This is a genomic window from Staphylococcus sp. NWU MK-U1, assembly GCF_033283505.1.
GTDB lineage: Bacteria > Bacillota > Bacilli > Staphylococcales > Staphylococcaceae > Staphylococcus > Staphylococcus haemolyticus.
In genome coordinates, this window is the sequence record NZ_JAVSMG010000009.1 from 69,359 (window position 1) to 94,718 (window position 25,360).

Annotated in this window: 21 protein-coding genes; all 21 read left to right on the forward strand. The window is 33.7% G+C overall.

Annotation, left to right across the window (positions count from 1 at the left end):
• The first annotated feature begins 46 nt into the window (after positions 1-46).
• Positions 47-1,450: an ATP-dependent protease ATPase subunit HslU gene (gene hslU, locus SBL16_RS10870; RefSeq protein ID WP_037537323.1), complete on the forward strand. Its 1,404-nt coding sequence runs from the start codon at positions 47-49 to the stop codon at positions 1,448-1,450.
• Between the two features lie 21 nt (positions 1,451-1,471).
• The gene (gene codY, locus SBL16_RS10875; protein ID WP_011275945.1) at positions 1,472-2,245 is read left to right on the forward strand and encodes a GTP-sensing pleiotropic transcriptional regulator CodY; all 774 of its coding nucleotides are present in this window, start codon (positions 1,472-1,474) and stop codon (positions 2,243-2,245) included.
• A gap of 266 nt (positions 2,246-2,511) precedes the next feature.
• Positions 2,512-3,300 carry a 30S ribosomal protein S2 gene (gene rpsB / locus SBL16_RS10880; protein WP_011275944.1) on the forward strand — a complete coding sequence of 263 codons (789 nt, stop codon included), beginning with the start codon at positions 2,512-2,514 and terminating at the stop codon, positions 3,298-3,300.
• Between the two features lie 164 nt (positions 3,301-3,464).
• Positions 3,465-4,343 carry a translation elongation factor Ts gene (gene tsf, locus SBL16_RS10885; RefSeq protein WP_011275943.1) on the forward strand — a complete coding sequence of 293 codons (879 nt, stop codon included), beginning with the start codon at positions 3,465-3,467 and terminating at the stop codon, positions 4,341-4,343.
• 136 nt (positions 4,344-4,479) lie between these two features.
• On the forward strand, positions 4,480-5,202 hold the full coding sequence (gene pyrH, locus SBL16_RS10890) for a UMP kinase (protein WP_011275942.1): 723 nt from the start codon (positions 4,480-4,482) through the stop codon (positions 5,200-5,202).
• 17 nt (positions 5,203-5,219) lie between these two features.
• Positions 5,220-5,774 (forward strand): ribosome recycling factor, encoded by a 555-nt coding sequence (frr, locus tag SBL16_RS10895; protein WP_011275941.1) that lies wholly within the window; start codon positions 5,220-5,222, stop codon positions 5,772-5,774.
• 225 nt (positions 5,775-5,999) lie between these two features.
• Positions 6,000-6,770, forward strand: coding sequence for an isoprenyl transferase (locus SBL16_RS10900; protein ID WP_053017087.1), 771 nt, complete (start codon positions 6,000-6,002; stop codon positions 6,768-6,770).
• Positions 6,771-6,773: 3 nt separating this feature from the next.
• The gene (locus tag SBL16_RS10905; RefSeq protein WP_037537321.1) at positions 6,774-7,556 is read left to right on the forward strand and encodes a phosphatidate cytidylyltransferase; all 783 of its coding nucleotides are present in this window, start codon (positions 6,774-6,776) and stop codon (positions 7,554-7,556) included.
• A gap of 209 nt (positions 7,557-7,765) precedes the next feature.
• Entirely contained in the window at positions 7,766-9,052 is a 1,287-nt protein-coding gene (rseP, locus tag SBL16_RS10910; protein ID WP_107611442.1) for an RIP metalloprotease RseP, read from the forward strand.
• Between the two features lie 18 nt (positions 9,053-9,070).
• Positions 9,071-10,771 carry a proline--tRNA ligase gene (locus SBL16_RS10915; RefSeq protein WP_107611443.1) on the forward strand — a complete coding sequence of 567 codons (1,701 nt, stop codon included), beginning with the start codon at positions 9,071-9,073 and terminating at the stop codon, positions 10,769-10,771.
• Between the two features lie 259 nt (positions 10,772-11,030).
• Complete coding sequence (locus tag SBL16_RS10920) at positions 11,031-15,347, forward strand: PolC-type DNA polymerase III (RefSeq protein ID WP_317954074.1); 4,317 nt, start codon at positions 11,031-11,033, stop codon at positions 15,345-15,347.
• Positions 15,348-15,515: 168 nt separating this feature from the next.
• Entirely contained in the window at positions 15,516-15,983 is a 468-nt protein-coding gene (rimP, locus tag SBL16_RS10925; protein ID WP_037537317.1) for a ribosome maturation factor RimP, read from the forward strand.
• A 20-nt stretch (positions 15,984-16,003) separates the two neighbouring features.
• Complete coding sequence (gene nusA, locus SBL16_RS10930) at positions 16,004-17,236, forward strand: transcription termination factor NusA (protein WP_107611445.1); 1,233 nt, start codon at positions 16,004-16,006, stop codon at positions 17,234-17,236.
• A gap of 25 nt (positions 17,237-17,261) precedes the next feature.
• The gene (gene rnpM, locus SBL16_RS10935; protein WP_011275933.1) at positions 17,262-17,546 is read left to right on the forward strand and encodes an RNase P modulator RnpM; all 285 of its coding nucleotides are present in this window, start codon (positions 17,262-17,264) and stop codon (positions 17,544-17,546) included.
• Positions 17,543-17,860: a YlxQ family RNA-binding protein gene (locus tag SBL16_RS10940; RefSeq protein ID WP_037537314.1), complete on the forward strand. Its 318-nt coding sequence runs from the start codon at positions 17,543-17,545 to the stop codon at positions 17,858-17,860. The genes rnpM and SBL16_RS10940 overlap by 4 nt, the downstream gene beginning before the upstream one ends.
• Before the next feature lie 4 nt (positions 17,861-17,864).
• Positions 17,865-20,015, forward strand: coding sequence for a translation initiation factor IF-2 (gene infB / locus SBL16_RS10945; protein ID WP_037537311.1), 2,151 nt, complete (start codon positions 17,865-17,867; stop codon positions 20,013-20,015).
• A 161-nt stretch (positions 20,016-20,176) separates the two neighbouring features.
• Complete coding sequence (gene rbfA, locus SBL16_RS10950; protein ID WP_037551622.1) at positions 20,177-20,527, forward strand: 30S ribosome-binding factor RbfA; 351 nt, start codon at positions 20,177-20,179, stop codon at positions 20,525-20,527.
• Positions 20,528-20,753: 226 nt separating this feature from the next.
• Positions 20,754-21,671, forward strand: coding sequence for a tRNA pseudouridine(55) synthase TruB (gene truB / locus SBL16_RS10955; RefSeq protein ID WP_107613548.1), 918 nt, complete (start codon positions 20,754-20,756; stop codon positions 21,669-21,671).
• Positions 21,672-21,685: 14 nt separating this feature from the next.
• Complete coding sequence (gene ribF, locus SBL16_RS10960; RefSeq protein WP_037537305.1) at positions 21,686-22,657, forward strand: riboflavin biosynthesis protein RibF; 972 nt, start codon at positions 21,686-21,688, stop codon at positions 22,655-22,657.
• 113 nt (positions 22,658-22,770) lie between these two features.
• Entirely contained in the window at positions 22,771-23,040 is a 270-nt protein-coding gene (gene rpsO, locus SBL16_RS10965; protein WP_011275926.1) for a 30S ribosomal protein S15, read from the forward strand.
• A 135-nt stretch (positions 23,041-23,175) separates the two neighbouring features.
• Complete coding sequence (gene pnp, locus SBL16_RS10970) at positions 23,176-25,278, forward strand: polyribonucleotide nucleotidyltransferase (RefSeq protein ID WP_053017094.1); 2,103 nt, start codon at positions 23,176-23,178, stop codon at positions 25,276-25,278.
• Positions 25,279-25,360: the final 82 nt, after the last annotated feature.

Consider the following 25,360-nt stretch of genomic DNA (forward strand, 5'->3'; position numbering starts at 1 on the left):
TGGAAATGAATATAAATGGACGTTAATTAGGTTGGAGGTAAAATATATGGATGCAAACGGTATAAAATTAACACCTAAAGATATCGTATCTAAATTAGATGAATATATAGTTGGGCAAGATGATGCTAAACGAAAAGTTGCCATTGCTCTTAGAAATCGCTATAGAAGAAGTTTGCTTGATGAAGAAACCAAACAAGAAATCGCACCTAAGAATATTTTGATGATTGGTCCGACTGGTGTTGGTAAAACTGAAATAGCAAGACGTATGGCTAAAGTTGTAGGAGCGCCATTTATTAAGGTGGAAGCTACTAAGTTTACTGAAGTAGGATACGTTGGACGCGATGTTGAGAGTATGGTTCGTGATCTAGTCGATGTAGCTGTAAGACTTGTTAAAGATCAAAAGAAAGATTTGGTTAAAGACGAAGCAGTTAATAAAGCTAATGAAAAGTTAGTTAAATTACTTGTGCCTAGTATGAAGAAAAAAGCGTCAAATAATAGTAATCCTTTAGAGTCATTACTTGGTGGTGCAATTCCAAACTTTGGTAACAATGATGATGAAGAAGAGGAAACACCTACAGAAGAGATTAAAACTAAGCGTTCAGAAATCAAAAAACAATTATTAGATGGTAAACTTGAAGAAGAGAAAGTTAGAATTAAAGTAGAACAAGATCCAGGTGCACTAGGCATGCTCGGTACAAATCAGAACCAACAAATGCAAGACATGATGAATCAACTCATGCCTAAACGTAAAGTTGAGCGTGAGGTACCAGTTAAAACAGCTCGTAAGATTTTGGCTGATGATTTTGCCGATGAATTAATTGATCAAGAAACTGCAAATCAAGAAGCGCTTGAGTTAGCAGAACAAATGGGTATTATCTTCATCGATGAGATCGATAAAGTAGCAACGAATAACGCTAATAGTGGTCAAGATGTTTCAAGGCAAGGTGTACAACGAGATATCTTACCAATTTTAGAAGGTAGCATGATTCAAACTAAGTATGGTACTGTAAATACTGAACATATGCTGTTTATCGGTGCTGGCGCGTTTCACGTATCGAAACCAAGTGATTTAATACCTGAATTACAAGGACGCTTCCCAATTAGAGTAGAATTAGAAAGTTTAACTGTTGACGATTTTTATAGAATATTAACTGAACCTAAGCTATCACTCATCAAACAATATGAGGCATTGCTTCAAACAGAAGAGGTCACTGTGAACTTTACTAAGGAAGCGATTACAAGATTAGCTGAAATGGCATATCAAGTTAACCAAGACACTGATAATATTGGTGCACGTCGTTTACACACAATCTTAGAGAAAATGCTTGAGGATTTATCTTTCGAAGCCCCTAGCATGCCAAATGCTGTAGTAGATATAACACCACAATATGTTGATGATAAGTTGAAATCTATTTCAACAAATAAAGATTTAAGTGCATTTATTTTATAATATAAATAAAGGAGAAATTTTATGAGCTTATTATCTAAAACTAGAGAATTAAATACACTATTACAAAAACATAAAGGTATAGCGGTCGACTTTAAAGACGTTGCTCAAACAATTAGTAGCGTTACAGTAACGAACGTATTTATTGTTTCACGTAGAGGTAAAATTCTAGGTTCAAGTTTAAATGAACTTTTAAAAAGTCAAAGAATTAACGAAATGTTAGAAAGTAAACACATTCCTAGTGAATATACAGAACTATTAATGGACGTTAAACAAACTGAATCTAATATTGATATTGATAATGAATTAACTGTATTCCCACCTGAAGATAAAGAAGTATTTAGTAGCAGTCGTACAACTGTATTTCCAATACTTGGTGGCGGCGAAAGATTAGGAACATTAGTACTTGGTCGTGTTAAAGATGACTTTAACGAAAATGATTTAGTATTAGGCGAATATGCTGCAACTGTTATTGGAATGGAAATACTTCGTGAGAAACATAATGAAGTTGAGAAAGAGGCACGTGATAAAGCGGCAATCACTATGGCAATTAATTCATTATCTTATTCTGAAAAAGAAGCAATTGAGCATATTTTTGAAGAATTAGGTGGTAATGAAGGCCTATTGATAGCTTCAAAAGTAGCAGATAGAGTAGGTATCACTCGCTCAGTAATCGTGAACGCGTTACGTAAACTTGAAAGTGCTGGTGTAATCGAATCACGATCCTTAGGGATGAAGGGTACCTTTATTAAAGTTAAAAAAGAAAAATTCCTTGATGAATTAGAACGAAATAAATAATTATGATTTAAATCGATAATGCAATAACCAACGTTCAACTGTTGCAAGTATATATTATTTGTAACAGTTTTTATTATGAAAAATGTGTATAGCATTATTTCTTTAGTGAAATTAACATTGCGCATTATATAGAAATATGATATTATTGTTTTCGGCTATAAAAGCCAATACACACATGATAAACGTACATTTAAAGGGTGCAATTAAATTAATTGTCTTTATATGAGTTTATTATGGAGGTAAATAACCACTAGGAGGAATTTAAAATGGCAGTAATTTCAATGAAACAATTACTAGAAGCCGGTGTTCACTTCGGTCACCAAACACGCCGTTGGAACCCAAAAATGAAAAAATATATCTTCACTGAGAGAAATGGTATCTATATCATTGACTTACAAAAAACAGTGAAAAAAGTTGAAGAAGCTTATAACTTCATCAAACAAGTATCTGAAGATGGCGGTAGAGTCTTATTTGTAGGTACTAAAAAACAAGCACAAGAGTCAGTTAAAGCTGAAGCAGAACGTGCTGGACAATTCTACGTTAACCAAAGATGGTTAGGCGGAATTTTAACTAACTACAAAACAATTTCTAAACGTATTAAACGTATTTCTGAAATCGAAAAAATGGAAGAAGACGGTTTATTCGACGTTTTACCTAAAAAAGAAGTTGTTGAACTTAAAAAAGAATACGACCGTTTAATCAAATTCTTAGGCGGTATTCGTGATATGAAATCTATGCCTCAAGCATTATTCGTAGTTGACCCTCGTAAAGAGCGTAACGCGATTGCTGAAGCACGTAAATTAAATATTCCAATCGTTGGTATTGTTGACACTAACTGTGATCCAGATGAAATTGATTACGTTATCCCAGCGAATGACGATGCTATTCGTGCCGTTAAATTATTAACTGGTAAAATGGCTGACGCTGTCTTAGAAGGTCAACAAGGTGTTTCTAACGATGAAGTAGCTGCAGAGCAAAACATCAATTTAGATGAAAAAGAAGAATCTCAAGAAGCAGAATCAACTGAAGAAAATACTACTGTTGAATCAAACTAAGATATAGTTTAAATGGGTGATAAGATGTAATGCTTATCGCCCTTTTTTCAAATAATAAAAAATAATGATTAAAGTTTACTAGAGTATTGGAAATTATAGTGACTTTAATGGTAATATTTAGGTATCATCTATTATTACAATTAGAAATATTGGAGGAATAATTAATGGCAATTTCAGCAAAACTTGTTAAAGAATTACGTGAAAGAACTGGCGCTGGTATGATGGATTGTAAAAAAGCGCTAACAGAAACTGATGGTGACATCGATAAAGCGATTGATTACTTACGTGAAAAAGGTATCGCTAAAGCAGCTAAAAAAGCAGACCGTATCGCAGCTGAAGGTTTAGTACATGTTGAAGTTAAAGGAAATGAAGCTGCTATCGTTGAAATCAACTCTGAAACTGACTTCGTAGCTCGTAATGAAGGCTTCCAAGAATTAGTTAAAGAAATTGCTAATCAAGTTCTTGATAGCAAAGCTGAAACAGTAGATGCTTTATTAGAAACTAAATTATCAAGTGGTAAAACAGTTGATGAAAGAATGAAAGAAGCAATCTCAACAATCGGTGAAAAATTAAGTATCCGTCGTTTCGAAATCAGAACAAAATCTGATAACGATGCATTTGGTGCATACTTACACATGGGTGGACGTATCGGTGTGTTAACTGTAGTTGAAGGTTCTACTGATGAAGAAGCTGCTAAAGATGTTGCTATGCACATCGCAGCTATCAATCCAAAATATGTTTCTTCAGAACAAGTTAAAGAAGAAGAAATCAATCACGAAAGAGAAGTATTAAAACAACAAGCATTAAATGAAGGTAAACCTGAAAACATCGTTGAAAAAATGGTTGAAGGTCGTTTACGTAAATATCTTCAAGAAATTTGTGCAGTTGATCAAAACTTCGTTAAAGATCCAGATCAAACAGTTGAAGCTTTCTTAAAATCTAAAGGTGGTAAACTTGTTGACTTCGTTCGCTATGAAGTAGGCGAAGGTATGGAAAAACGTGAAGAAAACTTCGCAGATGAAGTTAAAGGTCAAATGAAATAATCTGTCGACAAGATTTACAAGAAAGAAGACACCTTTGAGGTTTTCTATTATAAAGTGATACTTTATGTTAGAAGGCGCGTCAGTGTCTTCTTTACTTGTATATATTACATATTTTTACAATAGAGAGGAAAAAACAATGGCGCAAACTTCTAAATATAAACGTGTAGTATTAAAACTTAGTGGTGAAGCACTTGCAGGAGACAAAGGTTTTGGTATTAATCCAATCATCATTAAAAGCGTGGCACAGCAAGTAGCTGAAGTTGCTAAGATGGATTGCGAAATCGCAGTTATCGTTGGTGGTGGCAATATTTGGAGAGGTAAAACTGGTAGTGATTTAGGTATGGACCGTGGTACAGCAGACTACATGGGTATGCTTGCTACAGTTATGAATGCTCTTGCACTCCAAGATAGCTTAGAACAATTAGAATGTGACACACGTGTGTTGACATCAATTGAAATGAAACAAGTTGCTGAACCATATATCCGTCGAAGAGCTATTAGACATTTAGAGAAGAAACGTGTTGTTATTTTTGCAGCAGGAATCGGTAATCCATACTTCTCTACAGATACAACTGCAGCGTTACGTGCAGCAGAAGTCGAAGCCGATGTTATTTTAATGGGTAAAAATAATGTTGATGGAGTATATTCAGCAGACCCTAAAGTAGATAAGAATGCAGTTAAATATGAACACTTGACGCACATTCAAATGTTACAAGAAGGGTTACAAGTAATGGACTCAACTGCATCATCATTCTGTATGGATAATAATATTCCTTTAAATGTATTTTCAATTATGGAAGAAGGCAATATTAAACGTGCAGTTATGGGTGAAAAAATAGGTACGTTAATAACTAAATAATTAGAGGTGTAAACAATATGAGTGACATAATTCAAGACACTAAAGCTAGAATGAGCAAATCTATCGATAATTTATCAAGAGAATTAGCAAATATCAGTGCTGGAAGAGCAAATTCAAATTTATTAAGTGGCGTAACTGTTGACTATTATGGTGCACCAACACCAGTTCAACAATTAGCGAGCATCAATGTGCCTGAAGCACGTTTATTAGTTATTTCTCCTTATGATAAATCTTCAGTAGCTGATATTGAAAAAGCAATTTATGCAGCAAATTTAGGTGTAAATCCTACAAGTGATGGTGAAGTTATTCGTATCACTGTCCCAGCTTTAACAGAAGAACGTCGTAAAGAATTAGTGAAAAACGTTAAGAAAATTGGTGAAGATGCGAAAGTATCTATCCGTAACATCCGTCGTGATATTAATGATCAATTGAAAAAAGATGAAAAAAATGGTGACATTACTGAAGATGATTTAAGAAGTCAAACAGAAGATGTTCAAAAAGCTACAGATAATTCTATTAAAGAAATTGATCAATTAGTAGAGGACAAAGAAAAAGACATTATGTCTGTTTAATTAGTTCGACAATAAATTAATTCATTTAATAATGTGTAAGTATTATTATAAATATACTTTCTACATTACTATAAATTATTTTAGTCTAAACTGTGCCAATTCAGACTTTGGTACAGTTTTTTCATTTGCTTATTCAATGCCATTATCGAGTATGATAAAATGATAGATGATTTCTTAAATAACTAATATAATATAATAGAGATGATCAGGCTCGGAGGAAAGACCATGTTTAAAAAGCTAATAAAAAGAAATAAGACTAAAATCAGTCATAACGATGATTTAGATTTACATAATTTACCTGAACATGTAGCGATTATCATGGACGGAAATGGACGTTGGGCCAAAAAGCGTAAAATGCCTAGAATTAAAGGACATTACGAAGGTATGCAAACCATTAAAACTGTAACGCGAGAAGCAAGTGATTTGGGTATTAAATACTTAACACTATACGCTTTTTCAACTGAAAATTGGTCTAGACCTGAAAATGAAGTTAATTATATCATGAATTTGCCTGTTAATTTTTTAAAAACATTTTTACCCGAACTCATTGAAAAAAATGTTCAAATAGAAACGATTGGTTTTCTAGATGCAGTTCCTAAATCGACGATTGAAGCAATAGAACATGCAAAAGAAAAAACAAAAAATAATACAGGTCTGAAATTAATATTTGCCATCAATTATGGTGGACGAGCTGAAATTGTTCAAAGTATGAAATCAATTTATGATGAACTTCAATGCAATGGTCAAGACAGTAAAGATATTGATGAATCAATGATTAACAAGCATTTAATGACACATTCATACCCAGATCCTGAGTTATTAATTCGCACTTCTGGTGAACAACGTATTAGTAATTTCCTTATTTGGCAGTCTTCTTATAGTGAATTTATATTCAATGAGAAATTGTGGCCAGACTTTGACGGTGAAGAATTTAAAAATTGCTTAAAAATATATCAATCTCGCCAAAGACGCTTTGGAGGGTTAAGTAAGGAGTAGCGTATGAAAGTTAGAACTTTAACCGCAATTATAGCATTGTTAATTTTTCTACCCATTCTATTGATGGGTGGTACAACGTTAATGTTGTTTGCGTACTTACTAGCTTTAATTGCATTAAAAGAACTTTTAAATATGAATATGATTAAATTAATTTCAGTCCCTGGTATTTTTAGTGCTTTAGCATTAATTATTATTATGTTACCTCAATCAGCAGGTGACTGGGTTAGTGACATTCAATTAAAAAGTTTAATCGCAATGAGTTTTATTTTACTAAGTTATACTGTACTGTCAAAAAACAGATTTAGTTTTATGGATGCTGCTTTCTGTCTTATGTCAGTTGCATATGTCGGTATTGGATTTATGTATTTCTATGCAACACGTTCAGATGGCTTACATTACATACTTTATGCATTCTTAGTGGTGTGGTTAACAGATACAGGTGCTTATATTTTCGGTCGACTAATGGGTAAACATAAATTATGGCCAGTAATTAGTCCGAACAAAACTATTGAAGGTTTTATTGGCGGATTAATTTGTAGTTTAATTGTGCCAATTGTTATGTTGTTCTTTGTTGATTTCAACTTAAATATTTGGTTACTATTATTAGTAACCATCATCTTGAGTATCTTTGGTCAACTTGGAGATTTAGTTGAATCAGGATTTAAACGTCATTTTGGTGTTAAGGATTCTGGTAGAATTTTACCGGGGCACGGTGGTATATTAGACCGATTTGATAGTTTCATGTTTGTTTTACCATTACTCAACATTTTATTAATACAAATGTAGTGCGATTTTAATGTTTTATTTATATATGAAAAATGTATAGTGCTATAATTGAGGAGTTATTGAGTGCACATTCGACTAGACATAGTAGATGATGTAATTCTTAACTCCTTTTATTAAAAGTAAAATTCTTGAATAATTTAACCAAATCATAGATAATCTACATCGTTCGAATGAAAAAGTAGAAATTTAATTTAATTGAGGTGTATCATGTGAGCTATTTAATCACTATTGTCTCATTTATGATCGTGTTTGGTGTACTTGTTACGGTACATGAATATGGTCACATGTTCTTTGCTAAGCGTGCTGGAATAATGTGTCCTGAATTCGCGATAGGTATGGGACCAAAAATATTTAGTTTCCGTAAGAACGAAACTTTGTATACCATCCGTTTATTACCTGTAGGTGGTTATGTGAGAATGGCTGGAGACGGTTTAGAAGAGCCACCAGTTGAACCAGGTATGAATGTTAAAGTAAAACTTAATGATAAAGATGAGATTACGCACATAATTTTAGATGATCAGCATAAATTTCAAAAGATAGAAGCAATTGAAGTTAAACAATGTGACTTCAAGGATGATTTGTTCATTGAAGGTATTACTTCATATGATAATGAGCGACATCATTTTAATATTGCTGAAAAAGCATATTTTGTTGAGAATGGTAGTTTAATTCAAATCGCTCCACGACATCGACAATTTGCACATAAGAAACCTTTACCCAAATTTTTAACGTTATTTGCAGGACCATTATTTAACTTTATATTAGCCTTAATATTATTTATCGCATTAGCTTATTTCCAAGGAACACCTACTACCTCAGTGGGGCAGTTAGCTGATAATTATCCAGCACAACAAGCAGGATTAAAATCCGGAGATAAAATCGTTCAAGTAGGTCAATATAAAACAAAGAGTTTTGATGACATTCAGTCTGCAGCAAATAAAATTAAAGATAATAAAACAACGATAAAATTTGAAAGAGATAATCAAACAAAGACAGTGGACATAACTCCTAAAAAGCAAGTTATTAAGCAAACTAAATTAAATTCTGAGACGACGTACATTTTAGGTTTCCAACCTCAGAAAGAACATACTTTAATAAAACCAATCGCGCTAGGATTTGATCAGTTTGTTAGTGCCAGTACATTAATCTTTAAAGCTGTAGGAACAATGATTGCAAGTATATTCACAGGTCAATTCTCATTTGATATGTTAAATGGTCCAGTGGGTATTTATCATAATGTTGACTCTGTAGTTAAACAGGGTATCATTGCTTTAACGTACTACACTGCACTATTAAGTGTTAACTTAGGTATAATGAACTTATTGCCAATTCCAGCACTTGATGGTGGTCGAATTTTATTTGTTATCTATGAAGCAATTTTCAGAAGACCAGTTAATAAAAAAGCAGAAACAATTATAATAGCTGCTGGTGCTATTTTTGTCTTAATTATAATGGTTCTAGTAACTTGGAACGATATACAACGTTATTTCTTGTAGAATAAGGAGGATTAAGTGATGAAACAATCGAAAGTTTTCATACCAACTAGGAGAGATGTCCCTGCTGAAGCAGAAGCATTGAGTCACCAATTATTATTAAAAGCAGGATTAATCAAACAAAGTACAAGTGGTATTTATAGCTATTTACCATTAGCATCTCGTGTGTTAAATAATATTTCTAAAATCATCCGTGAAGAAATGGAAAGCATTGATGCCGTTGAAATTTTAATGCCTGCACTTCAACAAGCTGAACTTTGGGAAGAATCAGGTCGTTGGGGTGCTTACGGTCCAGAGTTAATGCGCTTAAAAGATCGTAATGGACGTGAATTTGCTTTAGGTCCTACACATGAGGAAGTAGTAACTTCTATCGTTAGAGATGAACTTAAATCTTATAAACAATTGCCTTTAACGTTATTCCAAATACAATCTAAATTTCGAGATGAGAAACGTCCACGCTTTGGTTTGCTAAGAGGTAGAGAATTTATTATGAAAGATGCGTATTCATTCCATGCTGATGAAGCATCGTTAGATGAAACATATCAAGATATGTACAATGCTTACGACCGTATATTCAAACGTGTTGGCATCAATGCTCGACCAGTGGTTGCAGACTCAGGTGCAATTGGCGGTAACCACACACACGAATTCATGGCCTTAAGTGAAATTGGTGAAGATACTATCGTTTATAGTGAACAAAGTGATTATGCAGCTAATATTGAAAAAGCGGAAGTCGTTTATCATCCAAATGAAAAGCATACAGAAGTAGCAGAATTAGAAAAGATTGAAACACCTAATGTTAAAACTGCTCAAGAATTAGCTGATTTTTTAAACCGTCCGGTTGATGAAATTGTTAAATCAATGATATTTAAAATTGATGGAGAATTCATTATGTTCTTAATACGTGGTCATCATGAATTAAATGATGTCAAAGTAAAAGCATTCTTTGAAACAGATAACGTTGAAATGGCCACACAAGACGAGATTGTTAATTTATTAGGTGCTAATCCTGGTTCACTGGGACCAGTTCAAGATAAAGATATTAGAATTTTTGCAGATAATTATGTCAAAGATTTAAATAATTTAGTCGTTGGTGCTAATGAGGATGGATTCCACTATATTAACGCTAATTTAGATCGAGATTTCAAGGTAGATGGGTTTGGAGATTTCCGTTTTATCTTAGAAGGAGAACCATTAAGCGATGGCTCTGGTGAAGCGAAATTTGCTGAAGGCATTGAAGTAGGTCAAGTATTTAAGTTAGGAACTAAATACTCAGAAGCAATGAGCGCAACATTCTTAGATAACCAAGGTAAAGCTAAGCCATTAATCATGGGGTGCTATGGAATAGGCGTTTCAAGAACGCTAAGTGCCATTGTTGAACAAAATAATGATGAAAATGGTATTATTTGGCCTAAATCAGTTACACCATTTGATTTACATCTAATTACTATTAATCCTAAAAAGGATGAACAACTAGAATTAGGTGATCAATTGTATAAAGAATTACAACAACAATATGATGTACTTTATGATGATCGTAAAGATCGAGCTGGCGTTAAATTTAATGATGCAGATTTAATCGGTCTTCCAATAAGAATTGTAGTTGGTAAAAATGCTAGTGAGGGTATCGTTGAAGTTAAAGTACGTCAAACTGGTGAAAGCGAAGATGTTCATATTAACGATTTAAACACTCATATCGCTACACTTTATAGTAATTTATAATTTGCTATGACTTAGTTGAATTTGATGAATGTACTTGATTTTACTTGTTCAACATGAATATTCAATGCACAATGTTAAATGAGGTTAAGACAATTTCATATTTGTCTAAACCTCTTTTTTTACTAAAAATTTTAAAACGAAACATATGAAAAGCACATAACAAAGTAGTATAATGGATATCAAGTTTGCAGTTAGATCATAACACGTTGCGTATACATATAATTGAGAAATTAGTTAGATATAAGGGTGGTTATCTGTCATGGCAATGACGAATCAAGAAAAATTCAAAGTACTCGCTGACCAGATTAAAGTTTCCAATCAACTAGATCAAACAATCATTGAAAAAGGTGAATTAACGCGAGTAGATGTGTCAAATAAAAATAGAACGTGGGAATTTCAAATTACATTGCCATATTTTCTATCACATGAAGATTATTTAATATTCACTAATGCGATTACTGAAGAATTTAAAGAAATTGCCAAAGTTGATTGGCATTTTACAATTCAAGATACAAGTAATCAAGATGAGCATGCTATCAAATATTTTGGTCATTGTATAGAACATACTGCACTTTCACCTAAAGTAAAAGGTCAACTTAAACAGAAGCGTTTAATTATGTCTGGTAATGTGTTGAAAGTAATGACCTCTAATGACATCGAAAGAAATCACTTTGACAAAGTATGTAATGGTAGCTTAGTAAAAGCTTTTCGTAAATGTGGTTTTGATATTGATAAAGTTGTTTTTGAAACGGACGACTCAAGTTCTTATGATGATTTAGCTTCATTAGAAGCTCATATTCAAGAAGAAGATGAAAAAAGTGCTCGTGAAGCTACTGAAAAAATTGAAAAAATCAAAGCAGAAAAAGCCAAACAACAAGATAACAATGAAAGTAATGTTGATAAGTGTCAAATTGGTAAACCGATACAAGTTGATAATATAAAACCAATTGAATCAATCATTGAAGAAGAGTTCAAAGTAGCGATTGAAGGGGTTATATTTGATATTAACCTAAAAGAATTAAAGAGTGGTCGTCATATTGTTGAGTTAAAAGTCACAGACTACACAGATTCTCTTGTACTTAAGATGTTTACAAGAAAAAATAAAGATGATTTAGATCATTTTAAGGCATTAAGCGTAGGTAAATGGGTACGCGCTCAAGGACGTATTGAAGAAGACACGTTTGTAAGAGATTTAGTAATGATGATGACTGATATAGAAGAAATCAAAAAGACACCTAAGCAAGATAAAGCTGAAGAAAAGCGTGTAGAGTTTCATTTACATACATCAATGAGTCAAATGGATGGTATTCCTAATATAAGTGCATATGTTAATCAAGCTGCAAAATGGGGACATAAAGCGATAGCAGTTACAGATCATAATGTCGTTCAAGCCTTTCCTGATGCTCATGGTGCCGCTGAAAAAAATGGTATTAAAATGATTTATGGTATGGAAGGTATGCTCGTAGATGACGGAGTACCTATTGCTTACAAACCAACAGATCGAGATCTTAAAGAAGCAACTTATGTTGTATTTGACGTTGAAACAACTGGACTTTCAAACCAATACGATCAAATTATAGAATTGGCCGCCGTTAAAGTTAAAGACGGGGAAATTATTGATAAATTTGAACGATTCAGTAATCCACACGAAAAATTATCAGAAACAATCATTAATTTAACTCACATTACTGATGATATGTTGACTGATGCCCCTGAGATTGAAGAAGTATTGACTGAATTTAAAGAGTGGGTTGGGGATGCTATATTTGTAGCACATAATGCATCATTTGATATGGGCTTTATTGACACTGGCTATGAAAGACTTGGCTTTGGGCCATCAACGAATGGTGTTATAGATACTTTAGAACTTTCACGTACGATAAATACTGAATATGGTAAACACGGATTAAACTTTTTAGCGAAAAAGTATGGTGTAGAATTAACTCAACACCATAGAGCCATTTATGATACTGAGGCTACAGCGTATATCTTCATTAAGATGGTTCAGCAAATGAAAGAGTTAGGAGTTACAAATCATAAAGATATTAATCAAAAACTGTCTAATGAGGATGCATATAAACGTGCACGTCCGACACATGTGACATTAATTGTTCAAACACAGGAAGGCTTAAAGAACTTATTTAAAATTGTAAGTGCCTCATTAGTTAAATACTATTATCGAACTCCTAGAATTCCACGTTCATTATTAAATGAATACCGTGAAGGCATACTAGTTGGAACAGCTTGTGATGAAGGTGAATTATTTACTGCTGTAATGCAGAGAGACCAATCGGAAGTTAAAAAAATCGCTAAATATTATGATTTTATTGAAGTACAACCACCTAAACTTTATCAAGATCTTATTGATAGAGAACTCATTAGAGATACTGAAACACTTTATGAAATTTATGAACGTATATTAAAAGCTGGAGAAAGTACAGGTATTCCAGTAATAGCGACAGGAAATGCGCATTATTTATATGAACATGACGCAATTGCTCGTAAAATCTTAATCGCATCTCAACCTGGTAATCCTTTGAATCGCTCAACTTTACCAGAAGCGCATTTTAGAACGACAGATGAGATGTTAGATGAGTTTCACTTTTTAGGTGAAGAAAAGGCACATGAAATAGTTGTTAAAAACACAAATGTATTAGCGGACCGAATTGATAAAGTTATTCCAATTAAAGATCAATTGTTTACGCCACGTATGGATGGAGCTAATGAAGAAATTCGTGAACTAAGCTACACGAATGCCAAAAAATTATACGGTGAAGATTTACCACAAATCGTAATCGATCGTCTTGAAAAAGAACTAGCAAGTATCATTGGAAATGGTTTCTCGGTTATCTATTTAATTTCACAACGTCTTGTTAAAAAATCTCTAGATGATGGATATTTAGTTGGTTCGCGTGGTTCGGTTGGATCTAGTTTTGTTGCAACAATGACTGAAATAACTGAAGTTAATCCATTGCCACCTCATTACATTTGTCCTAACTGTAAAACGAGTGAATTTTTTGATGATGGGTCTGTAGGTTCAGGGTTTGACTTACCTGATAAACAATGTAGCACTTGTGGTGCTGAACTTATTAAAGAAGGACAAGACATACCATTTGAAACATTCTTAGGATTTAAGGGAGATAAAGTTCCTGATATTGACTTGAACTTTAGTGGTGAGTACCAACCAAACGCTCATAACTATACTAAAGTGCTTTTCGGGGAAGACAAGGTTTTCCGTGCAGGGACAATAGGTACAGTTGCCGAAAAAACGGCGTTTGGATATGTTAAAGGCTATTTAAATGATCAAGGTATCCATAAACGTGGTGCGGAAATCGATCGCTTGGTTAAAGGATGTACAGGTGTAAAACGTACAACAGGACAACATCCAGGTGGGATTATAGTAGTTCCTGATTACATGGATATTTATGATTTTACCCCGATACAATATCCTGCAGATGATCAAAGCGCTTCTTGGATGACAACGCATTTCGACTTCCATTCCATCCATGATAATGTCTTAAAACTTGATATCTTAGGACATGATGATCCTACAATGATTCGTATGTTACAAGATTTATCTGGTATAGATCCTAAGACCATTCCAGTAGATGATAAAGAGACAATGCAAATCTTTAGTAGTCCTGAGTCATTAGGTGTAACTGAAGAGGAGATACTTTGTAAGACTGGAACTTTCGGTGTACCTGAATTTGGTACAGGATTTGTGAGACAAATGTTAGAAGATACGAAACCAACAACTTTTTCAGAACTTGTACAAATATCAGGATTATCTCATGGTACTGATGTTTGGTTAGGTAATGCACAAGAATTGATTCGTTCAGGTATTTGTGATTTATCAAGCGTTATAGGTTGTCGTGATGATATCATGGTTTATTTAATGTATGCAGGATTAGAACCCTCAATGGCCTTCAAAACAATGGAATCAGTGCGTAAAGGTAAAGGTTTAACTGAAGAAATGATAGATGCTATGAAAGAAAATGATGTACCAGATTGGTATTTAGATTCTTGTTTGAAAATTAAGTACATGTTCCCTAAAGCCCACGCGGCCGCATATGTACTAATGGCAGTGAGAATTGCATATTTTAAAGTACATCATCCGCTTTATTATTATGCATCTTATTTCACAATTCGTGCATCAGACTTTGATTTGATTACTATGATTAAAGACAAAGAAAGCATAAAGAATACAGTCAAAGATATGTATTCAAGATACATGGACCTCGGTAAAAAAGAAAAAGACGTTCTTACTGTCTTAGAAATTATGAATGAAATGGCTCACCGCGGATTCCGTATGCAACCGATTAGTCTAGAGAAAAGTCAGGCATTTGACTTTATTATTGAAGGAGATACTTTAATTCCTCCATTTATTTCTGTACCTGGACTAGGAGAGAATGTTGCTAAACGTATTGTTGAAGCGCGAGAAGATGGTCCATTCCTATCTAAAGAAGATTTAAATAAAAAGGCTGGATTATCTCAAAAAATAATTGAGTATCTTGATGATTTAGGTTCTTTACCTAATCTTCCAGATAAGGCACAATTGTCTATTTTTGATATGTAATTTATATTCCAAGCTCAAAAGTATTTTATTAGTCTATGTGACGCAAGAGATAGACATTTGTTTAAGAAATTAAAGTGTGATATACTTAACGTGCGTAAAAAATTAGACTCAGGCAGAAAGAGTGGGCATATACCCGCTCTTTTCTATTTGCCGAAAAAGGAGGCCTGTATGAGTAAAATCACTGAGGAAGTAGAAACAATCATAACTCCTATTTTAGACGAATTGAATTTTGAATTAGTTGAAGTTGAATACACTAAAGAGGGGAAAGATCATTTCTTAAGAATTTCTATTGATAAAGAGGGCGGTGTCGATTTAAATGATTGCACACTTGCTTCTGAAAAAATCAGCGAGGCAATGGATGAGAATGATCCAATTCCAGATATGTACTACTTAGACGTAGCATCACCAGGTGCGGAACGTCCAATTAAAAAAGAAAAAGATTATCACAATGCAATTGATAAACCAGTATTTGTATCATTATATGCGCCAATCGAAGGCGATAAAGAGTGGCTTGGAATTTTAAAAGCTGTTGATGATGACACAATCACGATGGAAGTTAAAGAAAAAGCTAAAACAAAACAAATTGAAATACCAAGAAATAAAATTGCAAAAGCACGTCACGCTGTAATGATTTAACGTGATGAGGAGGAATAATTGTGGCAAGTAATGAACTTTTATTAGCAACTGAATATTTAGAAAAAGAAAAGAAAATCCCTAGAGAAGTATTAATTGATGCAATTGAAGCAGCTTTAATAACTGCATATAAAAAGAACTATGATAGTGCTAGAAACGTACGTGTGGAATTAAATATGGACGAAGGTACTTTTAAAGTTATAGCACGTAAAGAAGTTGTAGAAGAAGTATTTGATGACAGAGACGAAGTAGATTTAAGTACAGCATTAGTTAAAAATCCAGCATATGAAGTTGGTGATATCTACGAAGAAGATGTTACACCAAAAGATTTTGGTCGTGTTGGTGCACAAGCTGCTAAACAAGCAGTAATGCAAAGACTAAGAGATGCTGAAAGAGAAATTCTTTATACTGAATTTATTGATAAAGAAGATGATATTTTAACAGGTGTTATCGATAGAGTTGACCATCGTTACGTTTATGTTAACTTAGGTAGAATTGAAGCAGTCTTATCTGAAGCTGAAAGAAGTCCTAACGAAAAATATATTCCTAACGAACGTATCAAAGTCTATGTTAACAAAGTGGAACAAACAACTAAGGGACCACAAATTTACGTTTCTAGAAGTCATCCAGGCTTGTTAAAACGTTTATTTGAGCAAGAAGTTCCTGAAATTTATGATGGAACTGTTATTGTGAAATCAGTAGCACGTGAAGCTGGTGATCGTTCTAAGATTAGTGTTTATTCTGATAATCCAGACATCGATGCGGTAGGCGCATGTGTTGGTGCAAAAGGTGCTCGAGTTGAAGCTGTAGTTGAAGAACTTGGTGGAGAAAAAATCGACATCGTTCAATGGAATGAAGATCCTAAAGTATTTGTACGTAATGCTTTAAGTCCTTCACAAGTATTGGAAGTTATCGTTGACGAAGACAATCAATCTACTGTTGTTGTAGTTCCTGACTATCAATTGTCACTAGCTATTGGTAAGAGAGGTCAAAATGCTCGATTAGCTGCAAAATTGACTGGATGGAAAATTGATATTAAATCAGAAACTGATGCTCGTGAAGCGGGAATTTATCCTGTAATTGATTCTGAAGAATTAGCTAAAGACATCGTTTTATCAGAATCAGATGATGAAGATATTGAAATTGATGATGTTAATCTAGAGGAATCAAATTTAACTACTGCAGAATTAGCGGCAGATATCGATGAATCTTCTGAAAATATCGAAGAAGCAGACAGTGAAGAAAAAGACGTATAAGCAGATAATTGGGGTGAGTAATTAAGTGAAGAAGAAAAAGATTCCAATGCGTAAATGTATTATTACAAATGAAATGCGTCCCAAAAAAGATATGATTCGCGTTGTTATTAATAAAGAAGGCGACATTTTTGCTGATGGTACTGGCAAACAACAAGGTAGAGGCGCTTATGTTTCAAAAGATGTTCAAAGTGTAGAAGCAGCCCAAGAAAAAGGCGTACTTGAAAGATATTTTAATGCAGATTCTGAGAAGCTAGACCCTGTTTATAAAGAAATTATACGTTTGATTTATAGAGAAGAGATTCCTAAATGAGCAAAGAACAAATTTTAAACTTTTTAGGTTTAGCAATGAGAGCCCGTAAAGTAAAGTCTGGCGAGTCTGTATTGCTTACTGAAATCAAGAAAAATAATATAAAGCTTGTTATCATGGCATCTGATGCCTCAGAAAACACTTTAAAGAATATAAAAAATAAATGTGAAACATATCATGTTCCATTTAGAATCTTTAGTACAAGAGCAGAATTAGGACAATCTTTAGGCAAGTCGGAACGTGTGAACATCGGAGTAATAGACTCTGGGTTTGCGACTAAGCTTACGTCGATGATAGATGAATATTGTAAGGAGTGATTATATGAGTAAAAAAAGAATTTACGAATATGCGAAAGAATTAAATGTTAAGAGTAAAGAGATTATAGATGAGTTAAAAAATATGAATGTAGAAGTATCAAACCATATGCAAGCGTTAGAGGACGATCAAATTAAAACGCTTGATAAAAAGTTTAGACCACAAGAAAGCAACAACAATACAAAACAAAACACTCAAAATAATCACCAAAAACAACAAAACAATAACAATACTAAAAATAATAACAAACAGAACAACAAAGGTAACGCGAATCAAAAAGGCAATAATAACAACAAAAATAATGCCAAAAATAATAAAAACAACAAAAATAATAAGAACAATAAAAATAATAAAAACAACAAAGGTAACAAAAATAATAAACCGGCAGCAGAACCAAAAGAAATGCCATCTAAAATCACATATGAAGAAGGCATTACAGTTGGCGAGTTAGCTGATAAATTAAATATTGAATCATCAGGAATTATTAAAAAATTATTCTTATTAGGCATCGTTGCTAATATTAACCAAGCACTTGATGAAGAAACACTAGAATTGATTGCGGATGATTATGGTGTTGAACTTGAAAAAGAAGTCGTTGTAAATGAAGAAGATTTATCAATTTACTTTGATGAAGAAGAAGCTGATCCAGATGCAATTGAACGACCAGCCGTAGTTACAATTATGGGACATGTTGACCATGGTAAAACAACATTACTTGATTCAATTCGTCATACTAAAGTTACAGCTGGAGAAGCAGGCGGTATCACGCAACATATTGGTGCTTATCAAATTGAAAATGCTGGTAAAAAAATTACATTCCTTGATACACCTGGACACGCAGCATTTACTACAATGCGTGCACGTGGTGCTCAAGTAACGGACATCACAATTTTAGTAGTCGCAGCTGATGATGGTGTAATGCCACAAACAATTGAGGCAATTAACCATGCTAAAGAGGCTAACGTTCCTACTATAGTAGCTGTAAATAAAATTGATAAACCTACTGCAAACCCAGACCGTGTTATGCAAGAATTAACTGAGTACGGTTTGATCCCTGAAGACTGGGGCGGTGAAACAATTTTTGTTCCACTTTCAGCATTAAGTGGTGAAGGTATTGATGATTTATTAGAAATGATTGGCTTAGTAGCTGAAGTCCAAGAATTAAAAGCTAATCCTGATAAACAAGCTGTAGGTACTGTGATTGAAGCGGAGTTAGATAAATCACGTGGTCCAGCTGCTTCACTATTAGTTCAAAACGGAACATTAAATGTCGGTGACTCAATAGTTGTAGGTAACACATATGGACGAATTAGAGCGATGGTTAATGATTTAGGTCAAAGAATTAAATCAGCAGGCCCTTCTACACCTGTAGAAATTACAGGTATCAATGATGTGCCATTAGCTGGTGATCGCTTCGTTATCTTCAAAGACGAAAAACAAGCACGTCGCATTGGTGAAGCGCGTCATGAAGCAAGCGTTATCCAACAACGTCAAGAAAGCAAAAATGTTTCATTAGACAACTTATTTGAACAAATGAAACAAGGTGAAATGAAAGATCTTAACGTGATTATCAAAGGTGACGTTCAAGGTTCTGTTGAAGCACTTGCTGCTTCTCTTATGAAAATTGATGTAGAGGGCGTTAATGTACGTATTATTCACACTGCAGTTGGTGCTATTAATGAATCAGATGTTACATTAGCTAATGCGTCAAATGGTATTATTATTGGTTTCAATGTGCGTCCAGACGCAGGTGCTAAACGTGCTGCAGAAGCTGAAAACGTTGATATGAGATTGCATCGCGTTATTTATAATGTTATTGAAGAAATTGAATCAGCTATGAAAGGTTTACTTGATCCTGAATTCGAAGAACAAGTTATCGGACAAGCTGAAGTACGTCAAACATTCAAAGTGTCTAAAGTTGGCACAATTGCTGGTAGTTATGTTACTGAAGGTAAGATTACTCGTAATGCAGGTGTTCGTATTATCAGAGACGGAATTGTTCTATTCGAAGGTGAATTAGATACATTGAAACGTTTCAAAGATGATGCCAAAGAAGTAGCTCAAGGTTATGAATGTGGTATTACAATTGAAAAATTCAATGATATTAAAGAAGGCGACATTATCGAAGCATTTGAAATGGTTGAAATCGAAAGATAATACTTAACAATATATGTATAGGTGGACGCGGAGAAGCCGTCCACCTTTTTAAATGATGAACATTACAATATATTGTTTCTTTAAGATAATGCGTTTGAATCTAACTTAAATAGTGAATAAAATAACAAAGAAGAGTAACATCAAATATTGAGGTGACATAAATGAGTAACATGAGAGCAGAACGCGTAGGCGAACAAATGAAGAAAGAAATAATGGATATCGTTAATAATAAAGTTAAAGATCCTAGAGTAGGGTTTATCACAATTACTGACGTTGACTTAACAAATGACTTATCTCAAGCAAAAGTTTACCTTACAGTCTTAGGTAGCGAAAAGGAAGTTAATGATACGTTTAAAGCTTTAGACAAAGCGAAAGGATTTATTAAATCTGAATTAGGTTCAAGAATGAGATTGCGTATCGTTCCAGAATTATTCTTTGAATATGATGAATCAATTGAGTATGGTAATAAAATCGAGAAAATGATTCAAGATTTGCATAAGCAAGATAGATAAATATTTATAATCTTAATTACAGCAAATTTACTATATAGTTAAGGGGTAGGACATTGAAATTAGTATAATTTCAGTTCTACTCTTTTTTAAAATTAAACAAATTAAAAAATTACCAATTTAGCTATATGGTATACGAATTAGTGTTATTACTTTATATTAAATAACACAAGTTAAGTCAGATAAGTTATGATACATAAGTGTACTTAAAACTGAAGGACGTGAAAAAATGTATAATGGTATTTTACCTGTATATAAAGAGCGTGGATTGACGAGTCATGATGTCGTCTTTAAGCTAAGAAAAATCTTAAAAACTAAGAAAATTGGTCATACTGGGACATTAGATCCTGAAGTATCTGGGGTATTGCCAGTATGTATTGGTACTGCCACTCGTGTAAGTGATTATGTGATGGATATGGGAAAATCTTATAACGCTACCATAACTCTAGGGGAAAGTACGACTACGGAAGATCAAACAGGAGAAGTTATTGATAAAGTAGATGTACAAGAAAACGCAATAAATATAAACGAAGTAGACGCTATTTTAAAACAATTTGAAGGAATTATAGAACAAGTTCCACCTATGTATTCATCTGTTAAAGTAAATGGTAAAAAGTTATATGAGTATGCACGAAAAGGTGAAACTGTTGAACGACCAGTTCGTAAAGTAAATATAGATTCGATAGCACGCACCTCTAAACTTCAATTCGAAGACGGGAAATGTCATTTTAATATTGAGGTTAAATGTGGTAAAGGTACATATATTCGCACATTAGCAACGGATATTGGTAAACAATTAGGGTATCCAGCTCACATGTCGCTATTGACACGAATAAATTCAGGTGGGTTTGACATTAAAGATAGTATAACATTAGATCAAATCTCTCAATTACATGAGCAAGACACATTACAATCACACTTATTTCCTTTAGAATATGGTTTGAAAAGTTTGCCGAAAATTTATGTTTCTGATGAAAATATAAAAACTAGAATATTAAATGGACAAAAGTTTAATAAAAAACAATTTAATCAAACGATTGAACAACAACTCGTCTTTATTGATTCTGAGACGGAGAAAGTAATGGCAATTTATATTCAACATCCGGAAAAAAATCATGAAATAAAACCTAAAAAAGTATTTAATTAAAGGAGTCTAAAGTTATGAAAGTGATAGAAGTAACCCATCCAATTCAAGAAAATCAATTGATAAAAGAAGACGTTGCGATGGCATTTGGCTTTTTTGATGGCATGCATCGTGGTCATCATAAAGTGTTTGAAGCATTGGATGAACGTGCTGCAGCGCAAAATTTAAAAAAGGCAGTAACAACATTCGATCCTCATCCTTCTGTTGTGTTAAATCCTGAACGTAAACGCACGGATTATTTAACACCACTTTCAGATAAACTTGAAATGATCGAACAACACGACGTGGATTATTGTATTGTTATTAATTTTTCTTCACGATTTGCGAGTGTAACAGCAGAAGAGTTTGTTCAAGACTATATTATTAATAATCGTGTTAAAGAAGTGATTGCTGGTTTTGACTTTACTTACGGTAAATTTGGAAAAGGTAACATGTCCGTATTAAATGAAATGGATGAATTTAGCACTACAATAGTTGGTAAACAAGAAATGGATACTGAAAAAATCTCTACTACTGCAATTAGGGAAGCTTTAAAAGAAGGGAATTTAAAAAAGGCCAATGAGCAGTTAGGTTATCTCTATCGAATTAAAGGCACTGTAGTTCAAGGAGAGAAACGTGGACGTACAATTGGCTTTCCTACGGCAAATGTTCAACCAAGTGATGATTATGTTTTACCTAAAAAAGGGGTTTATGCTGTTAGTATGGCGATAGGTGCTGAAAATAAAATCTATCGTGGTGTAGCTAATGTTGGTGTTAAACCTACTTTTCACGATCCTTCTAAAGCTGAAGTAGTGATTGAAGTTAATATATTTGATTTTAATGACAACATATATGGTGAACGTGTCATTGTTTATTGGCATCATTATTTAAGACCAGAAGTTAAATTTGATGGTATAGATCCATTAGTTGAACAAATGAATAATGATAAAGAAAAAGCGAAATACTTACTTTCAGTTGATTTCGGTGATGATGTATCGTATAATATTTAAAGTTGAGTTCTAGAAAATAGAATTCATAAATATTATTCCTTTATCTTGGCGGGTTGAGACTCCGACGCCTAGCTCAGATTAAGGTGTATACAAATTTTAGGAGGAATTTAATTATGGCAATCACTCAAGAACGTAAAAATGAAATTATCAAAGAATATCGCGTGCACGAAACTGACACTGGTTCACCAGAAGTACAAATCGCTGTTTTAACTGCAGAAATCGCTGCGTTAAACGAACACTTACGTGAACACAAAAAAGATCACCATTCACGTCGTGGATTATTAAAAATGGTAGGTCGTCGTCGTCACTTATTAAACTACTTACGTGGTAAAGATATTCAACGTTACCGTGAATTAATTAAATCATTAGGTATCCGTCGTTAATTTTTATATATTAAGAGGAAAGCACCATTTAGTTTGGTACTTTCCTTTTTTTATCGTTTAATATAAATCACTAATATAAAATTTGAAAAATAAATGATATGATGTAGTTAATAGATTTCAGAGAGGAGATTCATAATGTCTCAAGAAAAGAAAGTGTTTAAAACTGAGTGGGCTGGAAGATCGTTAACGATTGAGACAGGACAATTAGCAAAACAAGCTAATGGTGCAGTTTTAGTACGTTATGGAGATACGGTTGTATTATCTACGGCTGTAGCATCTAAAGAACCGCGTGATGGTGACTTTTTCCCATTAACAGTTAATTATGAAGAAAAAATGTATGCTGCTGGTAAAATTCCAGGAGGATTTAAAAAACGTGAAGGTCGTCCAGGAGACGAAGCAACATTAACTGCACGTTTAATTGATAGACCAATTCGACCACTTTTCCCTAAAGGATATCGACATGACGTTCAAATTATGAACACAGTACTAAGCGCTGATCCAGATTGTTCGCCTGAAATGGCTGCAATGATAGGCTCTTCAATGGCATTAAGTGTTTCAGATATTCCTTTCCAAGGACCAATTGCTGGTGTTAATGTAGGTTATGTTGATGGTAAATATGTAATTAACCCTACCGTTGAGGAAAAAGAAGTTTCACGTCTAGACTTAGAAGTTGCCGGTCATAAAGACGCAGTAAACATGGTAGAAGCTGGTGCAAGTGAAATAACTGAGAAAGAAATGTTAGAAGCTATTTTCTTCGGACATGATGAAATCAAACGTTTAGTAGCATTCCAAGAAGAAGTGGTAGCTCACATTCAACCTGTTAAAAAAGAATTTGTACCTGTAGAACGTGATGAAGCTCTGGTTTCAAGAGTTAAAACACTTACTGAAGAAAAAGGCTTAAAAGAAACAGTTTTAACATTTGATAAACAACAACGTGACGAAAACTTGGATACGTTAAAAGCTGAAATTGCAACTGAATTTGTTGACGAAGCAGATCCTGAAAATGAATTGTTAATTGATGAAGTTTATGCGATTTTAAATGACTTAGTTAAAGAAGAAGTACGTCGTCTTATCGCTGATGAAAAAATTAGACCTGATGGACGTAAACCAGATGAGATTAGACCTCTTGAATCTGAAGTTGGTTTATTACCACGAGCACATGGTTCAGGTTTATTTACACGTGGACAAACACAAGCTTTATCTGTATTAACATTAGGAGCATTAGGTGATTATCAACTTATTGATGGACTAGGTCCTGAACAAGAAAAACGATTCATGCATCATTACAACTTCCCTAATTTCTCTGTTGGAGAGACAGGCCCAGTTAGAGCACCTGGTCGTCGTGAGATTGGACATGGTGCATTAGGCGAGAGAGCATTAAAATACATTATTCCAGATACAACTGAATTCCCTTACACTGTACGTATTGTAAGTGAAGTATTAGAATCTAACGGTTCATCTTCACAAGCATCAATTTGTGGTTCAACTTTAGCTTTGATGGATGCTGGTGTGCCAATTAAAGCGCCTGTTGCAGGTATAGCAATGGGACTAGTTACACGTGAAGATAGTTATACGATTCTTACGGATATCCAAGGTATGGAAGATGCTTTAGGGGATATGGATTTTAAAGTTGCAGGTACAAAAGAAGGTATAACTGCGATACAAATGGACATTAAAATTGATGGTTTAACACGTGAAGTCATTGAAGAAGCTCTAGAACAAGCGCGACAAGGTCGATTAGCGATAATGGATCACATGTTACAAACAATTGATCAACCACGTAAAGAATTAAGTGCTTATGCTCCTAAAGTGGAAATAATGCATATTAAACCTGATAAAATTAGAGACGTAATTGGACCAGGCGGTAAGAAAATTAATGAAATCATTGATGAAACTGGTGTTAAATTAGATATTGAACAAGATGGTACAATCTTCATAGGTGCAATTGATCAAGACATGATTAACCGTGCTCGTGAAATTATTGAAGATATCACACGTGAAGCGGAAGTAGGCCAAGTTTACAATGCAAAAGTTAAACGTATTGAAAAGTATGGTGCTTTTGTAGAATTGTTTGCCGGTAAAGATGCTTTATTACACATCTCTCAAATTTCAAAAGAACGTATTAATAAAGTAGAGGATGTATTAAGTATAGGCGATTCAATTGAAGTGAAAATAACTGAAATTGACAAACAAGGTCGCGTAAATGCTTCTCATAAAGCATTAGATGAAAATAAATAATAATTTTAAACATACTAAGATTAGCTGTGAAGAAATCTATGACGATAGATTTTTTCACAGCTATTTTTTATAGTTGTAGAGA